This window comes from Ephemeroptericola cinctiostellae, from assembly GCF_003339525.1.
GTDB lineage: Bacteria > Pseudomonadota > Gammaproteobacteria > Burkholderiales > Burkholderiaceae > Hydromonas > Hydromonas cinctiostellae.
The window spans coordinates 1,014,958-1,033,924 of sequence record NZ_CP031124.1; the positions used below are offsets into that span (position 1 = coordinate 1,014,958).

At 47.8% G+C, this 18,967-nt stretch carries 14 protein-coding genes; 11 read left to right on the plus strand and 3 right to left on the minus strand.

The window, feature by feature from the left end; all coding sequences use genetic code 11:
• The first annotated feature begins 24 nt into the window (after window positions 1–24).
• The 5 genes from gnd to DTO96_RS04760 all read left to right on the plus strand — a co-directional run bounded on the left by gnd (window position 25) and on the right by DTO96_RS04760 (window position 7,284).
• Window positions 25–1,452 (plus strand): NADP-dependent phosphogluconate dehydrogenase, encoded by a 1,428-nt coding sequence (gnd, locus tag DTO96_RS04740; protein ID WP_114562446.1) that lies wholly within the window; start codon window positions 25–27, stop codon window positions 1,450–1,452.
• Between the two features lie 497 nt (window positions 1,453–1,949).
• Window positions 1,950–2,195: a hypothetical protein gene (locus DTO96_RS04745; RefSeq protein ID WP_114562447.1), complete on the plus strand. Its 246-nt coding sequence runs from the start codon at window positions 1,950–1,952 to the stop codon at window positions 2,193–2,195.
• Between the two features lie 338 nt (window positions 2,196–2,533).
• Window positions 2,534–3,730, plus strand: coding sequence for an efflux RND transporter periplasmic adaptor subunit (locus tag DTO96_RS04750; RefSeq protein WP_114562448.1), 1,197 nt, complete (start codon window positions 2,534–2,536; stop codon window positions 3,728–3,730).
• On the plus strand, window positions 3,731–5,797 hold the full coding sequence (locus tag DTO96_RS04755) for a MacB family efflux pump subunit (RefSeq protein WP_114562449.1): 2,067 nt from the start codon (window positions 3,731–3,733) through the stop codon (window positions 5,795–5,797).
• A gap of 71 nt (window positions 5,798–5,868) precedes the next feature.
• Complete coding sequence (locus DTO96_RS04760) at window positions 5,869–7,284, plus strand: efflux transporter outer membrane subunit (protein WP_225972563.1); 1,416 nt, start codon at window positions 5,869–5,871, stop codon at window positions 7,282–7,284.
• Between the two features lie 11 nt (window positions 7,285–7,295).
• On the opposite strand, the gene DTO96_RS04765 is transcribed toward DTO96_RS04760, so the two are convergent.
• Window positions 7,296–8,936: an acyl-CoA synthetase gene (locus DTO96_RS04765; RefSeq protein ID WP_114562450.1), complete on the minus strand. Its 1,641-nt coding sequence runs from the start codon at window positions 8,934–8,936 to the stop codon at window positions 7,296–7,298.
• A gap of 277 nt (window positions 8,937–9,213) precedes the next feature.
• Window positions 9,214–10,227 carry a DMT family transporter gene (locus DTO96_RS04770; RefSeq protein WP_114562451.1) on the minus strand — a complete coding sequence of 338 codons (1,014 nt, stop codon included), beginning with the start codon at window positions 10,225–10,227 and terminating at the stop codon, window positions 9,214–9,216.
• A 290-nt stretch (window positions 10,228–10,517) separates the two neighbouring features.
• Between DTO96_RS04770 and DTO96_RS04775 the strand changes: the two genes are divergently transcribed.
• The 3 genes from DTO96_RS04775 to guaA all read left to right on the plus strand — a co-directional run bounded on the left by DTO96_RS04775 (window position 10,518) and on the right by guaA (window position 14,292).
• Window positions 10,518–10,748 (plus strand): hypothetical protein, encoded by a 231-nt coding sequence (locus tag DTO96_RS04775; RefSeq protein WP_114562452.1) that lies wholly within the window; start codon window positions 10,518–10,520, stop codon window positions 10,746–10,748.
• A gap of 25 nt (window positions 10,749–10,773) precedes the next feature.
• A complete protein-coding gene (gene guaB / locus DTO96_RS04780) occupies window positions 10,774–12,234 on the plus strand; it encodes an IMP dehydrogenase (RefSeq protein WP_114562453.1) in 1,461 nt (486 codons plus the stop codon).
• Window positions 12,235–12,687: 453 nt separating this feature from the next.
• Window positions 12,688–14,292, plus strand: a complete 1,605-nt coding sequence (guaA, locus tag DTO96_RS04785; RefSeq protein WP_114562454.1) for a glutamine-hydrolyzing GMP synthase — start codon at window positions 12,688–12,690, stop codon at window positions 14,290–14,292.
• Window positions 14,293–14,475: 183 nt separating this feature from the next.
• Here the strand turns inward: guaA and DTO96_RS04790 are convergent, their stop codons facing one another.
• A complete protein-coding gene (locus DTO96_RS04790; protein WP_114562455.1) occupies window positions 14,476–15,003 on the minus strand; it encodes a phasin family protein in 528 nt (175 codons plus the stop codon).
• Window positions 15,004–15,510: 507 nt separating this feature from the next.
• Here DTO96_RS04790 and DTO96_RS04795 point away from each other — a divergent pair.
• The 3 genes from DTO96_RS04795 (at window position 15,511) to DTO96_RS04805 (ending at window position 18,925) form a co-directional block, all read left to right on the plus strand.
• Window positions 15,511–16,854 carry an ABC transporter substrate-binding protein gene (locus DTO96_RS04795; protein ID WP_225972564.1) on the plus strand — a complete coding sequence of 448 codons (1,344 nt, stop codon included), beginning with the start codon at window positions 15,511–15,513 and terminating at the stop codon, window positions 16,852–16,854.
• Between the two features lie 231 nt (window positions 16,855–17,085).
• Window positions 17,086–18,003 (plus strand): carbohydrate ABC transporter permease, encoded by a 918-nt coding sequence (locus tag DTO96_RS04800; RefSeq protein WP_114562457.1) that lies wholly within the window; start codon window positions 17,086–17,088, stop codon window positions 18,001–18,003.
• Window positions 18,004–18,088: 85 nt separating this feature from the next.
• The gene (locus tag DTO96_RS04805; protein ID WP_114562458.1) at window positions 18,089–18,925 is read left to right on the plus strand and encodes a carbohydrate ABC transporter permease; all 837 of its coding nucleotides are present in this window, start codon (window positions 18,089–18,091) and stop codon (window positions 18,923–18,925) included.
• The last annotated feature ends 42 nt before the right edge of the window (window positions 18,926–18,967 follow it).

The window sequence follows — 18,967 nt, forward strand, 5'->3', positions numbered from 1 at the left end:
ACCCATTTTTTTTGAAAGCACACCATGGATAACCCAACCCTCAATACACAATATGATTTTGGCATGATTGGCCTCGGTACGATGGGGCGCAATTTGCTGTTGAATATAGCCGACAACGGTTTTGCGGGCGCGGGTTACGACAAAGACGCCACCAAAGCGGCTTTACTTGAAAGTGAAGGCAAAGTGGGGACGGTCAAAGGTTTCACTGACATTCAATCTTTCGTTCACAGTTTGAAAACCCCACGTGCCATCATGATGTTGGTGCCCGCAGGTAAAATTGTGGATGCGGTGATTGAAGAACTTTTGCCCTTGTTGGATCAAGGCGATGTGTTGATTGATGGTGGCAACTCGTATTTTACCGACACGGATCGCCGCGCGACGTATTTGAAAGACAAAGGTTTTCACTTCTTTGGCATGGGCGTGTCGGGTGGTGAGGAAGGTGCGCGCCGTGGTCCAAGCATGATGCCTGGCGGCGATCGTGATGCTTACGACATCATGAGGCCGACCTTGGAGGCGATTGCGGCCAAAGTCGACGGTGAGCCTTGTGTGGCTTATATGGGGCCGGGTTCAGCAGGGCATTTTGTCAAAATGGTGCACAACGGCATTGAGTATGGTTTGATGCAATTGATTTCAGAAACCTACGCCATCATGAGAAATGGCTTGCAGATGAGCAACGAGTCGATTGCGGATGTGTTTGCTGAGTGGAATGAAGGGCGTTTGCAATCGTTTTTGATTGAAATCACGCGTGATATTTTGCGTTACAAAGCGCCTGATTCCAACCATGCCTTGGTGGATGACATCAAGGATGAGGCGCGCGCCAAAGGCACGGGTAAGTGGACATCACAAGTGGCGATGGACTTAGAAACACCTTTACCAACAGTCGATACCGCTGTGGCCATGCGTGATTTATCGAAATACAAGGCCTTGCGTGTTGAAATATCGCCCTTGTATGCACAGGCCAGCACGCCCTTGAATGTTGATCACGGTGTGTTTTTGAAACAACTGGAGCAAGCCTTTTATTTCGCCATGGTCATGAGTTACGCCCAAGGCATGCACATGTTGACCCGCGCATCGACTGAGTACAAGTATGAATTGAATATGGCTGAAATCACTAAAATTTGGCGTGGTGGTTGCATCATCCGTTCACGTTTTTTAGGTCAAATGTTCAATGCGTATAAAAAGGATGCGCAGCTCGCCCACCTGCTGTTGGACGCAGACATTTCTCATTTAATTAATGGTTTACAAACAGATGCACGTCAAGTGGTGATGGCTACAGTGGGGGCGGGCATCGCAACGCCTGCGTTGACATCGACGGTCGGCTACTTTGACAGCTTGCGCAGTGCACGCATGCCGTCCAACGTGATTCAAGCGCAGCGCGATTACTTCGGCGCACACACGTATGAATTGGTTGGGCAAGAAGGCAGTCACCATACGCAATGGACGGATAAGTGACAATGATGGGTGAGTCAACAAGCAGGGTTGGTGGATCAGATCATCTTGTCCAATTAAAGTAAAAATCCCTGAAAAGCAACGTCGCTGTTTTGAGCTTGATTGACTGTTTGGCATTGAAATAAAAAAAGTGGTCTAAGACCGCTTTTTTTATTTGTTTGCGTGATCCTGCACACCCCTGAATAAAAAAGCCGATGCACCGATCATGAGGTGGATGAGGTCATGTGAAGTGTTCATAATTGTTCTTTGACTTTAATTGTTCTTTGGCTTTGTTTGAAGTTTAACTGAGTATACTGGCATGTGGGAGTGTGTTTGAGCTGTTTTATGCACATGAATGCAGCCAGTTTGATAACCATGCGACGCCTTTTCTTGTACGTCTACTTCTGAAGTGGGTATGCAGGTGACCTTTTTTTGGCTCCATATTTTCTCAAATCTTCTTACTTATGATGCATGACAGAGCGAACCTTGTCGCTTATTTTTTGAACCTGTTAAGGACACACATGAAAAAAACTCTCGCCACTTTAATGTTTTTGGCTTTTGGTTTGGGTGCAAGCACAAGTTTTGCGCAAAATGCTGAGCCTGCACACGTGCCAAATCCAGCGGCACACAGCATGAAAATGGATGCGCCACAGACACATCAAATGGCACCTGCACCACATGCACCGGGCATGCAGCTTGAGCCACATCACAAGCCAGTAATGAAAAAACACCGTAAGCCCAAAAACCACATGCACAAACCGATGTAAGTCACATCACTGTTGCTGTATTTGATGTTCAAAAAACCTCAACCCATGTGAGTTGAGGTTTTTTTGACTTTAATAGAATGTAAAATGGGTTTTTTGCATCTTGGGCTGTTGTTGACGAGCCGATTGAACGTGGATGTTTTGCTGGGGGTGGATTTTAACTGTTTGATTTTTATTGGTTTTTGTTTGTTTCCTTTTAGGGTTTGCCTAAGTCCTCGTTGGAGAAAAGCAAAAACTTATTTTTAATCACTTCTTTAATTGTGTACATAAAACCCACACTGTTATGCTTTAATGTCACGGTGCTTTAAGTAAAACCCAGTGATGATGAAAGAGGAATGTGCATGTTGAAAATGAATGGAACGTGGTGGCGTCGAGGATCGCTGGCCGTGTTGCTGGTGGCATTGGCCGTGGGCATCAAAATGTATTTTTTCCCCGCGACTGTTGCGAACAATTACATCACTGCCGCTGTGGTCAAAGGTGACATTGAAACCACTGTTTTGGCCACAGGCACCGTCAAAGCCTTTAAGCAAGTCGATGTGGGTGCTCAGGTCTCTGGTCAAATCAAAACACTCAAAGTCCAACTCGGTCAAGAAGTTAAAAAAGGCGATGTGATTGCTGAGATTGATGCACGCACACAGAAAAACACCCTGCTCACACAAGAAGCGCAGCTGGCCAATTACAACGCTGCGTTGACGGCGAAGCAAGCCAGCCTTGTCAAAGCGCAGCTGGATTTTACCCGTCAAGCCACCATGCTCAAAGAAGGGGCAAGTTCAAAAGAAAATTATGATGCGGCGCAAGCCAGCCTCAAAGTGGCGCAAGCCGATGTGGTGCAAGCCCAAGCACAAATCAAACAAGCCAAACTCTCGGCTGACTCGGCACGCTTGACTTTGAGCTACACCCAAGTCATCGCCCCCACTGATGGGGTGGTGGTGACGATTGCAGTTGAAGAAGGGCAAACAGTGAATGCCGTACAATCCACGCCGACGATTGTGACGTTGGCGCAGTTGGATAAAGTCACCGTTCGTGCTGAAATCTCAGAGGGTGACGTGACCAAAGTCAAAGCGGGCATGCCTGCTTATTTCACCATTTTGGGTGATTCAGTGAAGCGGTACGAAACCACCTTGGCTTCGGTCGATCCAGGCCCTGTGTCACAGAGTGACAACACCTCAGCTTCATCCAGTACATCCACTGCGATTTATTATTATGGTCAATTGCATGTGCCCAATCCTGAACGCACATTACGTGCGGACATGACCACCAATGTCTCCATCATTTTGGATCAAGCCAAGCAAGTGTTGATGGTGCCATCCACCGCTTTGGGGGAGAAAAATAACAAAGGCCAGTATCGTGTGCAGGTTTTGGATAAAGATAAAAAAGCATCAGAACGCTGGGTCACCGTTGGTTTAAATAACAATGTCAATGCACAGGTTGTTGATGGTTTGACTGAGGGTGAGCAGGTGGTGGTCAGTCAAGTGACCGCAGCCACAAGCAGTGCGTCGAAAAAAACAATGGGTGGCGGGCCGCCAATGGGGATGTAAATGTCGACATCATCAGCACATGCCACACCTTCAACGCCCTTGATGGAGGTGCGCGGCCTGTACCGCGAATTCAGCTCGGGTGATGACATCGTGGCCATTCTCAAAAACATCAACCTCACCGTGAATGCAGGTGAAATGATCGCCATCATCGGTGCATCGGGTTCGGGTAAATCCACCTTGATGAATATTTTGGGTTGTTTGGATAAGCCAACGCGCGGCAGTTACACGGTCAATGGTCAAGAAACGGGTGACATGTTGCCCGATGAATTGGCACAATTGCGCCGCGAGTATTTTGGTTTTATTTTCCAACGTTATCATTTGTTGGGGGACTTGACCGCATTGGGCAATGCCGAAATTCCCGCCATTTATGCGGGTTTCACCCCAACAGAACGGCACGCCCGCACTCAAAAACTATTGGAACGTTTGGGCTTGGGCGAACGCATGGGGCATAAGCCAGGGCAATTGTCTGGCGGCCAGCAGCAGCGTGTCAGTATTGCGCGCGCCTTGGTCAATGGCGGTGAAGTCATTTTGGCTGACGAGCCCACTGGTGCGTTGGACAGCAACAGCGGGCGTGAGGTCATGGCAATCTTGCGAGAGCTACATGCCGAAGGTCACACCATCATCATCGTCACCCACGATGCAAAAGTGGCTGAAAATGCAGACCGCATCATTGAGATCAGCGATGGTGAAATCATTGCTGATCGCCCCACGGCCTCGCACCCATTGACGGCACTGACACCCGCCAGCCCCTCCGTTGGACCAATGCAAGGAGAGGTGACGGCTGGTGTTGTGGAGGTAGACGTTGCGACGGCAGACCTCAGCACTCACCCCGTCAAAGGCAACACCCACCACAGCCCGTGGCGTGCCGCCACAGAACGTTTTCGAGAGGCTTTCAGCATGGCGGTGCGCTCCATGTTGGCGCATCGGATGCGGTCTTTTTTGACCATGCTGGGCATCATCATTGGTATCGCTTCGGTGGTCTCGGTGGTGGCTTTGGGCGCTGGGTCACAGCAACAAATCTTGAAAAACATCAGTTCGATGGGTACGAATACGATCGATGTTTACCCCGGAACGGGTTTTGGTGATCGCAAAGCAGGGCGCATTCGCACCTTGAATTCAGGCGATGCGGATGTGCTGGCACAGCAAAGCTATGTCAACAGCGTCACACCTGGGGTGAGCACATCGGTGACGGTGCGTTATCAAAACATCTCTGTCAGCGCGCAAGTCAAAGGGGTCGGTGAACAGTATTTTCAGGTCAAGGGCGTGACCCTCGCACAAGGCAAGGCTTTTGATGTTCAATCGACCAAAAGCTATGCGCAGGAAATCGTCATTGATGACAACACCAAAAAAGCCTTGTTTTTGCATGGTGAAAACCCGATTGGGCAAGTGATTGTGTTGGGCAACATGCCGAGCCGCATCATTGGTGTGGCGGCGAAAAGTGAAAGTGCTTTTGGCAATGACGAAAACCTCAGTATTTTTGCACCGTACACCACGGTCATGGGGCGCATGTTGGGGCAAAATTATTTGAAAAGCATCACCGTCCGTGTGTCGGACAGTGTGTCCAGCCAAGCAGCGGAAGAAGGGGTGACTAAAATTTTGACCCAACGCCATGGCAGCAAAGATTTTTTCATTTCAAACAGCGACAGCATCCGAAAAACGATTGAGCAAACCACGCAAACCATGACCTTGCTGGTGTCGATGATTGCGGTGATTTCCTTGATTGTCGGTGGCATTGGTGTGATGAACATCATGTTGGTGTCGGTCACGGAGCGCACTCAGGAGATTGGTGTGCGAATGGCCGTGGGGGCACGGCAGAGCGATATTTTGCAGCAATTTTTGATTGAAGCGGTGGTCATTTGTTTGCTGGGTGGCGTGCTGGGCATTGCGTTGTCATTGTTGATCGGTGAGGTGTTTTCAGCGTTCAGCAACAGCTTCACGATGGTGTATTCGACGACTTCAATCGTTGCCGCTTTTGCATGCTCGACCTTGATTGGCGTGTTGTTTGGTTTTTTGCCTGCACGCAATGCAGCACGGCTCGATCCTGTCGTGGCTTTGACACGCGAGTGATGTCAGGGCGGATGGGTCATCGCTCAAGCCGCATCGCCTATTTTTTTGGAACTATTTTGAAAAAAACATTCATGCAACCCTTCAAGTCTCGTCTAATGAAGCCTCATTTGAGCTTGACCTTGATGGCCGCTTTTGCACTCACAGCGTGTGCGCATCGGGGGTCAACGGCAGAAGCCTTAAGCACGGTAAAGCCGCCAGAACAATGGCAAGCGACTGCCGCTAGTCCTGCAAACGGCATTCAAAGCACCATCCACCTTGATGGTTTGTCACCGTGGTGGGAGCGGTTCAATGATGGCGAATTGAATCGCTTGGTCAAGGTTGCCCTTGAGCGCAACAACAGTTTAATCGCTGCAGGATTTAAGCTTAAACAAGCCCAATTGCAAGCAGGCTTGGCAAGCAACAATCAAATGCCCAGCCTTTCTGGATCGGGCAGCAGCTCAGCCAGCCGTTCTCTCGGGGCAAGCCATGTGAGCAGTCACAGCAACAGTGCGGGCGTGTCGGTCAGTTATGAGCTTGATCTGTGGGGCAAGTTGGCGCGCGCCACAGACCAAAAAACATGGGAAGCGCAGGCGACCGAGCAGGATCTGCGCAGCACCCAATACAGCATTGCCGCTTCAGTCTCACGTTTGTATTGGCAGTTGGGTTATTTAAACGAGCGCATCGCACTGGGCGAAGCATCCATCGCTTATGCACAACGCACACTGAACCTTATTCTTGTGCAGTTTCGCGCGGGTGCGGTGTCACAATTGGAAGTTGTGAGTGCTGAAAAATCATTGTCCAGTCAACAATCAGCGCAAGCTGACTTGATGGATCAACGTGAGCAAGCCCGCAACGCGATGGCGATCCTCTTCGATGCATCGCCGACCCAACGGATTGCCCCCGAACCTCAATATTTGCCACGCACCGCCATGCCTGAATTGGCAATCGGCTTGCCTGCAGAATTGTTGGCTCGCCGCCCAGATTTAAGTGCGGCAGAGCTGCGTTTGCGCAGCACCATGGCGGCGGTGGATGTGGCTCGCGCCAATTTCTACCCGAGCTTCACTTTGACAGGGTCGGTCAATGGCAGCAACAGCAATTTAAGTCAAATTGTGAGTGACCCCGTGGGTGCATTGGCACTGAATTTGGCTTTGCCTTTTTTAAATTGGAACGAAAATCAATTGTCATTGAAAGTTTCTAAAGCCGCCTATGGGCAAGCTGTGGCTGAGTTTAGACAGACCATGTATGCCGCCTTGAGTGATGTTGAAAATGCGTTGTCGGCGCGCACATTGTATGACCGTAAAACCATCCAGCTGCAACAACAGCAGGCTTTGGCAAAAAAAGCGGAGCATTTGTATGAAGTGCGTTATCGCGCAGGTGCGGCTTCTTTAAAAGAATGGTTGGATGCGCAAGAAGACGATCGTCAAGCGCAAATCAACGCGCTGACCAATCGTTACAACGCATACAATAACCAAGCCACGCTGTATTTGGCTTTGGGTGGGGCGGCTTAATCATGGCCTTTTTATCCTTTCGCCGCCGCTGCATTCAATTGATTGCGTAAAATGAATTTTTGAATTTTCCCTGTTGAGGTTTTGGGCAAATCGCAAATGATGACTTGCTTTGGCACTTTAAAACGCGCCAAATGCGCACGACAATGTTCAATGATGTCCGCTGTGCTGGGTGCACTGCCGTCGCGAACCTCGATGAAGGCGCACGGCACTTCGCCCCATTTTTCATCTGGTTGGGCAACCACAGCCGCTGCCAATACATCGGGGTGGCGGAACAACACATCCTCCACTTCAATGCTGGAAATGTTTTCACCCCCTGAAATGATCACGTCTTTGCTGCGGTCTTTGATTTTGACATAGCCGTCGGGGTCGACCACCGCCAAATCACCTGTATGAAACCAACCGCCCGCAAATGCATCGTGGGTGGCACTTGCGTTTTTGAGGTAGCCCTTCATGACAATGTTGCCACGGAACATGATTTCGCCCATTGTTTGGCCGTCATGTGGTACGGGGTGCAGCGTGTCGGGGTCCAGCACGGTGACGGCCTCTTGCATGTGATTGCGCACGCCTTGGCGGCCATTGAGTTCCGCGCGTTCGCCTAAAGGCAGCTGCTCCCATGAGGCATGTTTTTCACAAATCGCCGCAGGGCCGTATGTTTCAGTCAAGCCATACACATGGGTGATGCTAAAGCCCAGACGCTCCATGCCTTCAATGATCGCTGCGGGTGGTGCTGCACCTGCAATCAGTGCAGACACCTTGTGTTCAATCACGGCGCGTTCATGCTCAGGCAGGTTGATTAAAAGGCCATGCACAATGGGCGCACCACAAAAATGAGTCACATGGTGCTCTTGCATCAGGCTGAATATTTTTTTGGGTTCAACGCGCCGTAAACAGACATTCGTCCCTGAATTTGCGGCCACCGTCCAAGGAAAGCACCAGCCATTGCAATGAAACATTGGCAATGTCCACAGGTACACTGCGTGCGGTGGCATGCCCCAGCTGACGATGTTACTTATTGAATTCAAATAAGCACCGCGATGGTGATAGACCACGCCTTTGGGGTTGCCCGTTGTGCCCGATGTGTAATTGAGTGTGATGGCATCCCATTCATCTGCTGGCAATTGCCATGCGAAATCCGCATCGCCTTGGGCAATGAAATCCTCGTATGAAATGGATCCCAAGTCTTCTCCGCCGTCAAACAAGGGGTCATCAACGTCAACCACCATGATGTTGTGCGGTAATAAAGCCAGTGCGGCTTTGATGGTGGATGAGAACTCCCGATCGGTCAACAATACTTTTGTGCCGGCATGACTCAGCATGAAGGCAATGGTCTCGGGGTCTAAGCGGGTATTTAATGTGTTTAAAACAGCCCCAGACATGGGCACGCCAAAGTGAGCCTCAAACATCGCGGGTGTGTTGGGCAGCATGGTCGCCACCGTATCGCCCACGCCGATGCCTGCTTTTTGTAAGGCAGAGCCGAGTTGTCGACAGCGCGTGTAAGTCTCTTGCCACGTGTATTGGATGTCACCATGAATGACAGCGGTGCGGTATGGAAACACCGAAGCACTGCGCTCAATGAAGCTGAGGGGTGACAGGGCGACGAAATTGGCGGCATTCCGATCCAAGCCAATTTGATAGTGGTTGTTGTGTGTCATTGTTGTCTCCAGTCTATGCTTTCGTTGATTCACGAAAGGCCACCATGCCGACCGCATGGGCGCAGGTGTGTTTTTATGAATGAACAAACAATGACGCAATCGACTTACTGAGAGATTACAAAGAATTAAAAGAACAAGTCATCTCCCATTTTTCATCTCCAATGGGGGGGGATGATCCAAAGTGTGTTTTGAAGGGTCTGAGGTGGTAAAAAAGCAAACTGTATTTGTCAATAACCACAACGAAAATCAAAAACATGCTTTGCTTTTTTTATTCACTTTAGTGCATTTCAGGCGGTGCGTCTTTGGGGTGGGCTTCGGCGTGTAACTTAATCGCCCACAGCACCCCTGACAGTGCCAAGATCATGGCCACCCATTCGAGTAAACGCGGCATGCGGCCATCATAAATGAAGCCATAGAGCAGTGAAAAAAGTGTTTCAGACATAATCAATTGCCCAGAGAGGCTGATCGGTAGCAATTGGCTGGCTTTGTTCCATAAAATATTGCCCACATAGGACGACAAAAATGCGATCACAACACCACCGAGGAGGATGAATTTTAACCAAGGCAAATCTGCTTGGGTGTTGACGGCAAAGATGTGATCGGGTTGCCATTGCGCGATCAGATACGCGATGACCAATATGCCGATGGACAGCACCGCAGTCACAACCCCCGTCAAATTTGACCAGTCGGCAGGGCTGAGGTCTGGGCGCTCCCGCAAATAGCGTGCATTATTGACCGCAGCATACGTCCATAAGACCAAAGCGCCCGTCGCAGACAGCAGTGCAAATAAACGTTGAATCGGTGTGCTGGTCAGTGTGTCTGAGGTGTGGCTGAACAAATCCCAGCTGATGAAAATGATGCCGCTCACAATCAAGCCAATCGGCGCATAGAGCGCGCGCCACGACAATGAACCCGCATCATTGCGACCCATCACCGCAATGGTCACCGGCAACATCCCAATGATCAGAGTGGTGGGCGCAATGCCACCATATTTCACCCCTGTGGCCAAACACAGATAGTACAAAATATTGGCTTGCAATGACAGCTTCACCAGCATGCCCCAATCATGGCGTGACAATGTGCGCATCAGCACAGGCAAAGTCCGAAACGACAACACCAACGCGAATATGCCGTAACACATGTAACGCAACACCATTTGTGACATGGGTGAAAATTCGGGTGTTAGGCGGGGGAAGAGAAACACCAAACCCCATAAAGCGCCTGCAATGATGCCCGCAGTAATGCCTTGGCGAAAATGGTTGTGGGTACTGGGTGTGGAAAAAGTCATCATGGTCGAGTGGTGTTAAGGAGCAATGGAGTCAGTTGCAGCTTTTAAATGAGGCCGTTGAAAAAGTGTGGCAAAAAGCAGGGTTATGGCATGTTTGGATGTCTCATGAGGCATTTCTGTACGTTGTTGTATCTGGCCCTGTGCTGAGCGGTGGATCGAAACACCCATAGACAAAAGACGTGCCATGCGCAACACAGACAAATACGTTTTTACTTTTTCTGTTTTTTCTTAAAAAAGCCTTTTAAGAATGCACATACATCAAAAAGAACATCAAATAAGGTATTTCTATATTTTTGTTTGATTTTACGGGAATTGATTGGAATAAAATATGGAAATATGGTTTATTTTATGAATTTTATTTTAATAAAGCGCAAGAAACTGCCGTCTCCGTTTCTGCGGACGATGCGGGGTTAAGGCCTATTGAAATTGACGTTGTTTATATGCCAAAAAACGAAGGGCAAAACACCCAAAAGTCAAAGCTTGGCAAATCATTTTATAACGCGAAAATTGAAAATAACGTATAATTCTGCTTTGTGCGAAAGGAATCCCATGCGCTTATTGCAAAAAGCCCTTACCTTTGACGATGTTTTACTGGTACCCGCTTACTCTAACATTCTTCCGCGCGACGCCAGCTTAAAAACTCAGCTTTCGCGCAACATCACCCTGAACATCCCCCTCGTGTCGGCCGCAATGGACACCGTGACCGAATCGCGTTTAGCGATTGCCCTCGCGCAAGAAGGTGGCATTGGCATCATCCATAAAAATTTACCGCCTGCAAAGCAAGCCCTCGAAGTCGCTAAAGTGAAGCGCTACGAGTCTGGCATTTTGCGCGACCCGATCACTGTCACACCTGACATGACCGTGTTGCAAATCATGGAGCTGGCGCAAGATGCAGGCGTGTCAGGCTTTCCCGTTGTGCAGAACAAAAAAGTGGTTGGCATCATCACCAACCGCGACTTGCGTTTTGAAGAAAATTACACCGCCAAAGTGTCGGACATCATGACCCCACGAGAACGCCTCGTGGTCATTCACGAAGACGATTCTTTGGAAGAAGCCAAACGCTTGATGAACAAACACCGCTTGGAACGCGTCATCATCGTCAATGAAAATGACGAATTGCGCGGTCTCATCACGGTGAAAGACATCCAAAAAGCCAAAGAACATCCCCATGCGTGTAAAGACGCTCAAGGTCAATTGCGCGTCGGTGCGGCGGTTGGTGTGGGTCCAGAAAACGACGAGCGTGTCGATTTGTTGGTAAAAGCAGGTGTGGACGTGATCATTGTTGACACGGCACACGGTCATTCACAAGGCGTGCTGGATCGCGTTAAATGGGTGAAAACGCATTATCCACAGGTTGATGTGATCGGTGGCAACATCGCTACAGCTGAAGCCGCATTGGCATTGGTCGCGCACGGCGCGGACGGTGTGAAAGTCGGCATTGGCCCAGGTTCAATTTGCACCACGCGCATTGTCGCTGGTGTGGGTGTGCCGCAGATTTCTGCCATTGCCAACGTTGCAGCCGCCCTCGAAGGCACAGGCGTACCACTCATCGGCGACGGTGGCATCCGCTACTCGGGTGACATTTCCAAAGCGATTGCAGCGGGCGCATTCACTGTCATGCTCGGCTCCATGTTTGCAGGCACAGAAGAATCCCCAGGTGAAGTCGTGTTGTACCAAGGCCGTTCATACAAAGAATACCGTGGCATGGGCTCACTCGGTGCGATGGCACAAGGTTCAAAAGACCGCTATTTCCAAGACAATGAAGGCAACGTTGATAAACTTGTACCTGAAGGCATTGAAGGTCGTGTGTCGTACAAAGGCAGTGTGTTGGCAATTGTGCATCAATTGATTGGCGGCGTGCGTTCCTCGATGGGCTACTGTGGTTGCGCTTCCATCGACGACCTGCGTACCAAGGCCGAATTTGTTGAAATCACTTCAGCAGGCATGCGTGAAAGTCATGTGCATGATGTGCAAATCACCAAGGAAGCGCCGAATTATTCGGTGGGGTGATCATCATTACAGAACAAGCGGGCGAAAGCCCGCTTCGTTTAAATGAGTCATGATAATTGCAAAGTAAACAGACTGTGCATCGTTTTTTTTGATGAGGCATGCTGTGGTTAGAGGCATTGATTGACAATGATGTCCTTTACGCCCATTCGACTCGCTGCCTAAATCTTATTTGCTCAAGTGGCTTCTGTTACTCCTTGTTTTCTCTCTGAAAAAATGGATGCTGACGTGTTTGTTGCCGTTAAAGGCTAAGCGTCTGGTAAAACATGTGGACTCGATTTTATTCTGGAAGGGTATAGCTTTAGATACTCACAGCGGTTCTTGGTTTAAACAAAGACTTTTGAGGGCGCTTAATGCCGTGGGGGTGGTTTTTACTCTTATTCGGGTACGAGGTCATTGAAGATTTAAATACGAGCGTTGCTTTCTTTCTTATAACACACCAAATTTTTTAATATTATGAACAATCAACACGACAAAATCCTAATCCTTGACTTCGGCTCACAAGTCACTCAACTCATTGCCCGTCGCGTACGCGATTCGGGCGTTTTTTCTGAAATTTATCCATACGATGTGTCGGATGAATTCATTCAAAATTATGGGGCAAAAGGCATCATTCTTTCAGGTGGCCCGAATTCGGTGACTGAGGGCGGTACCCCACGCGCACCACAAGTTGTGTTTGAACTGGGTGTGCCAGTTTTGGGCATTTGCTATGGCATGCAAACGATGGCGCAACAGTTGGGTGGTCGAGTGCAAACCGCTGAAGCATTGGGTAAATCACGTGAATTTGGTTTCGCCAAAGTGCGTGCGCGTGGTCATACCCGCTTGTTGGCAGGCATTGCCGATGAAACCAGTGAAGAAGGCCATGGTTTGTTGAATGTGTGGATGAGTCATGGTGACTCGGTGTCGGATTTGCCCGCTGGTTTTAAATTAATGGCTTCGACGGATTCATGCCCGATTGCGGCGATGGCTGATGAAGAGCGTCATTTTTACGCGGTGCAGTTTCACCCCGAAGTCACACACACGATCCAGGGCGAAGCCATTTTAAGCCGCTTTGTAAAAGACATTTGCACTGCGCAAGCCGATTGGAAAATGGGCGATTACATCACCGAAGCCGTGGCGAAAATTCGTGAACAAGTGGGTGATGAAGAGGTGATTTTGGGCTTGTCGGGTGGTGTCGATTCGTCTGTTGCCGCTGCGTTGATTCACCGTGCGATTGGTGATCAATTGACCTGCGTGTTTGTCGATCATGGTTTGCTCCGCTTGAACGAAGGCGACATGGTGATGGAGATGTTTGCGGGCAGTTTGGGTGTGAAGGTGATTCGTGTCGATGCGACTGAGCAATTCATGGGCAAATTAGCAGGTGTGACGGATCCTGAAGCGAAGCGCAAGATCATTGGTGGCGAGTTCATCGAGGTGTTTGATGCCGAGTCCAATAAATTAACCGCTGCAAAATGGTTGGCACAAGGCACGATTTACCCCGATGTGATTGAATCTGCGGGTAAAGGTAAAAAGGGTGCGCACACGATTAAATCACACCACAATGTGGGTGGTTTGCCTGAACACATGAAGCTCAAATTGCTTGAACCCTTGCGTGAATTGTTTAAAGATGAAGTGCGTGCTTTGGGTGTGGCATTGGGTTTGCCGCCATCTATGGTGTACCGTCATCCATTCCCTGGTCCTGGTTTGGGTGTGCGCATATTGGGTGAAGTGCGCAAGGATTTTGCCGATTTGTTGCGCCGTGCCGATGCGATTTTTATCGAAGAGTTGCGAGGTACTGTGGATGAAGCCTCGGGTAAGAATTGGTACGATTTAACCAGCCAAGCATTCGCGGTGTTTTTACCTGTGAAATCAGTGGGGGTGATGGGTGATGGCCGCACATACGAGTATGTGGTCGCATTGCGTGCGGTGCAAACACAAGATTTCATGACGGCACATTGGGCGCACTTGCCTTATGAGTTGTTGGGTCGCGTGTCGAATCGCATCATCAATGAAGTGCGTGGCATCAACCGTGTGGTGTACGATGTGTCTGGTAAACCGCCAGCAACGATTGAGTGGGAGTGATCCAACTGCTGGTGCATGATGCGTACTTTGCTTGCCTATAAAGATGTGATAAAAACCTGAACGTACGCAATGCGTTCAGGTTTTTAACTTTTTTATCCAAAATAGACAAAAAAACCAGCCGATGGGGCTGGTTTTTTTTCAAAGCAGTGCTAATATAATAAACAAAAGCACCTCATTGAGGATTTACTTGGTTTTAGCAGCAGTCGCTTTTACTGCGTTGTTCACGTTTGTTTCTGCGATTTCAACGGCTTGTTTAGCGGCTTTTGACAAAGAGTCATACGCAGAGTTTGCGTTTGCAACAGCTGATTTAACGAATGACAAAGCAGCTTCAGAACCTTGAGGTGCGTTTTTAGACGCATCGTCAATCCATTGAGCCACTTGCTTGTTGTTTTGAGCCACTTGAGTTTCAACGAATTTATTCAATTCTGCTTGAGCTGTTGTGCTGATTTCATATACTTTTTTGCTGTAAGCCAATGCTTTTTCGGCAGCAGGTTGAGTTGAGCCGTTAGCAACAGCGATGAAGCCTTGTGCGTCTTTAGCTGTTAAAGCTTTTTCTGACAATGCAGCAGCTTGTTCCAAAGCTTCTTTTGCAGTCGCGATGTTTAAGTTTGTCAATTGAACGATAGATTCAAAAGCTTTGTTTGTGATGGCAAAAAAAGTTTCAACAGATGCTTTTTGCGCAGCAGCAAAATCTTCAGGTTTTACAGTCATGATGGATCTCCAAATGAGTTAAATGTATCAAAAGCGAAAATTACTTCTTCTTCATGCGTGGCTTAAAAAAACCCTTTTTGATAACGAACTGAGCTTTTTGTGCATCGCAACAATTTCATTCTACATAAAACATAAGATGGGTTCAAGTTTTTTTTGTGCATTGCAATAAATTGTTGTTTTATTGCTGTGTTTTTTGCTGTTAATGTTTTTTTATGAATTGAAAGGTCATGAATTTCCTTAAGTAAATCAGTTGATTGCCATAAAATTGCTTGACAGTGTGACTTTGTTTGTCTAAAGTAACCACAGGCAAAAAGTGGTGAAAATAAAATAAATTAATTATCTTTTTTTGTTAAGAAGAATGGTTGTAAGTTTACGGTAAGCTTAAAGTAAGTTTTTGGTAAGAAACATTTTTCTTTTTTGTCAATTTTGTTGGGTTGCTTGTATGATTTGCGATTCAATAAAATATGCAGTTCAATTTGGGTTTAATCTATAAAAGAAGGTGGAGACATGAAGACAAATCAGTTTATGAAGCATTGGGTTGCTGGCATTTCTGCGGCATTGTTGTTGGCGGCTTGTGGCGGTGAAAAACCAAAGGACGCACCAAAAGCAGCGGATGCAGGCGCAGCAGCGGCACCTGCAGCAGCGGGTGGCGTTGAAGTGACCATTTCTTGTGGCTCTGTTGGACAAGACCATGATGTGTGTCAAAAAAATGTGGCTGAGTGGGAAAAGAAAACAGGCAATAAAGTGAAACTTTATTCCGATCCAAAAGATTCGTCTGAAAAATTAGCGTTATTCCGTCAGCAGTTTGGTGCGGGTGCGTCGGACGTTGATGTCTTGATGGTTGACGTGGTGTGGCCGGGCATTTTGAAAGACCATTTGTTGGATTTGAAAGAAGCCACAAAAGGTTCTGAAAAAGATTTCTTCCCAGCCATCGTTGCGAACAACACAATTGACGGTAAATTGTTGGCGATGCCTTGGTTCACTGATGCTGGTTTATTGTACTATCGCAAAGACTTGCTGGAAAAATACAAAGAAAAAGTACCCACAACATGGGATGAGTTGACTGCAACGGCGAAAAAAATCCAAGATGGTGAGCGTGCTGCGGGCAATAAAGACATGCAGGGTTATGTATTTCAAGCCAAAGCTTCAGAAACTTTGACATGTGATGCGTTGGAGTGGGTGGCGTCATACAATGGCGGTACCATTGTTGATAGCACGGGTAAAGTGACCATTAATAATCCAGGTGCAGCCAAGGCCTTGGATACTGCGGCAGGATGGGTGGGCACGATTGCACCAAAAGGCGTGTTGAACTACGCTGAAGAAGAGGCGCGCGGCGTGTTCCAAAACGGTAACTCAGTGTTTATGCGCAACTGGCCTTATGCTTGGTCTGGCGCTCAGTCTGCTGATTCTAAAATTAAAGACAAAGTGGGTGTGTCTCCATTGCCTAAAGGTGGTGCAGATGGTCGCAATGCGGCGACTTTGGGCGGCTGGCAGTTGGCGGTGTCTAAATATTCTAAACATCCAAAAGAAGCCACTGATTTGGTGATGTTCTTGACCAGCAAAGAGGTTCAAAAACAACGCGCGATTGATGGTGCTTACAACCCAACCATCCCTGCTTTGTATCAAGACAAGGACATTCTTGCTAAAAATCCGTTCTTTGGCGATTTGATGAAAGTGTTTGAATCTTCTGTGGCTCGTCTTTCCACACCAACAGGTGCGAAGTACAATGAAGTGTCAAATGCATTCTGGAATGCTTCAAGTTCTGTGTTGTCAGGCAAAGCCAAAGGTGCTGAGGCTGTGGCAAAACTCGAAGAAGACTTGAATAAAATCAGCCGTGGTGGTAAGTGGTAATATAAAAGTGGAAGCGTTGTTCACAAACGCTTCCCTTTTTATATCTGAGATGTAGTAAAACTAGAAATAAGGTGTGTGATTTTGTTTTTTTGTCGCTTCTGTTGGCGATGATTGTTTCAGCACATTGTTCTAATACAATAATTAACATAATAAAAACATATTGCTTGCGTGCCTGCACAGACTGATGCTGTGTGGGTCTCTTCTACAAGCGATACAACAGGAGACCATATCATGAGTCAGGCTCAACAAAGCGCATTAACCCGTCAGCGGGTGCGCAGTGCATGGACATTTTTAGCGCCTATGCTTGTCATTTTATTCTGTGTGGCGGGTTGGCCGTTGATGCGAACCATTTGGTTCAGCTTCACCGATGCAACCATTGACACCATGAGAAGTGGTAATAAATTTATTGGGTTAGAGAATTATTTTGGTGAGTATGGCTTGTTTGCCACGGGCAAAGCTTTGATTCAGGATAAATGGGGTTCAGCCATTTCCAATACATTGATTTTCTCACTGATTTCTGTGACCCTTGAAACGATTCTTGGAACGATTGTGGCGTTGGTTCTCAATGCTGAATTTAAAGGTCGGGCGATTGTTCGTGCTGCGGTGTTGGTGCCTTGGGCGATTCCAACCATCGTTTCTGCAAAAATGTGGGGCTGGATGATGAATGACCAATTTGGTGTGCTCAATCACATCTTGGGTTACATTGGTGTGGCACCTCAAGCGTGGGTGGCGGATCCGCATTTGGCTTTATTTTCAGTTGTGTTGGTGGATGTGTGGAAAACCACGGCATTTATGGCTTTGTTGATTTTAGCCGCCTTGCAAATGTTACCTAAAGATTGCTATGAGGCCGCTGAAGTGGATGGCATTCATCCTGTTAAAGTGTTTTTCAAGGTCACTTTGCCTTTGATTAAACCTGCGCTGATGGTGGCTGTGATTTTCCGTTTGTTGGATGCTTTGCGGGTGTTTGATTTGATTTATGTGTTGACTTCGAACAGTGAAGAAACCATCACCATGTCGGGTTATGTGCGTCAAGAAATGATTGACAACGCCAATGTGGGCTTTGGTTCCGCGGCTGCAACTGTGTTGTTCTTGATCATTGGTGCATGCACAATCGCATATATGAAATTCAGTAAATTAAAAGTGGATTGATTTTATCTCTGCTTGAAATGCCATGGCTTACGGGGTTAATGGATGGCATTGACCTCGTTGCATCAAAAATAAAAAAGGATACATCATGTCTAATAAATTGGGATATCGAATCGGCTTTTGGTTGCTGGTTGCGGTGATTGTGATTTTTTCTGTGTTCCCGTTTTACTATGCGATCATCACGTCGTTCCGTACGGGTGCTGCTTTGTATGATTCATCAATGGTATTTGACAGCTTCAAGTGGGACAACTATCGCGATTTGTTTGCCAATCCTGATCAGTCATTCATTAAGCCGTTGCTGAACTCGATCATGGTCGCAACATTGGTTGTTGTTGTGTCGTTGTTTGTGAGCGTGACCTCTGCTTACGCTCTAGGGCGTGTGAATTTTAAAGGTCGCGGCTTCTTGTTGATGGTGGTGTTGGCGGTTTCCATGTTCCCGCAAGTGGCGGTGTTGTCGGGGATGTTTGAAATGATGCGAGCCTTTGGTTTGTACGGCAAAACGTTGGGTTTGATTCTGCCTTACATGATTTTCACTTTACCGTTCACTGTGTGGGTGTTGACCACGTTCATGCGTGATTTGCCAAAAGAGCTTGAAGAAGCTGCGATTATGGATGGTTGCACACCATGGCGCATCATCAAAGACGTGTTCATGCCGTTGATGTGGCCTGCTTTAGTTTCCACAGGTTTGCTTGCTTTCATTGCTGCTTGGAATGAGTTCATGTTTGCGTTAACTTTTGTGAACAGCAATGATTCACGTACTGTGCCTGTGGCGATCTCTTTATTGAGTGGTGCCAGCGAACATGAATTGCCTTGGGGCAAAATCATGGCGGCATCGGTCATTGTGACTTTGCCATTGATTGCCATGGTATTGGCATTCCAACGCAAGATTGTTTCTGGTTTGACGGCAGGTGCAGTTAAAGGTTAATTGGGAGTTCCATGTTTCTTTCGCTGCATTGAAAGGCATACA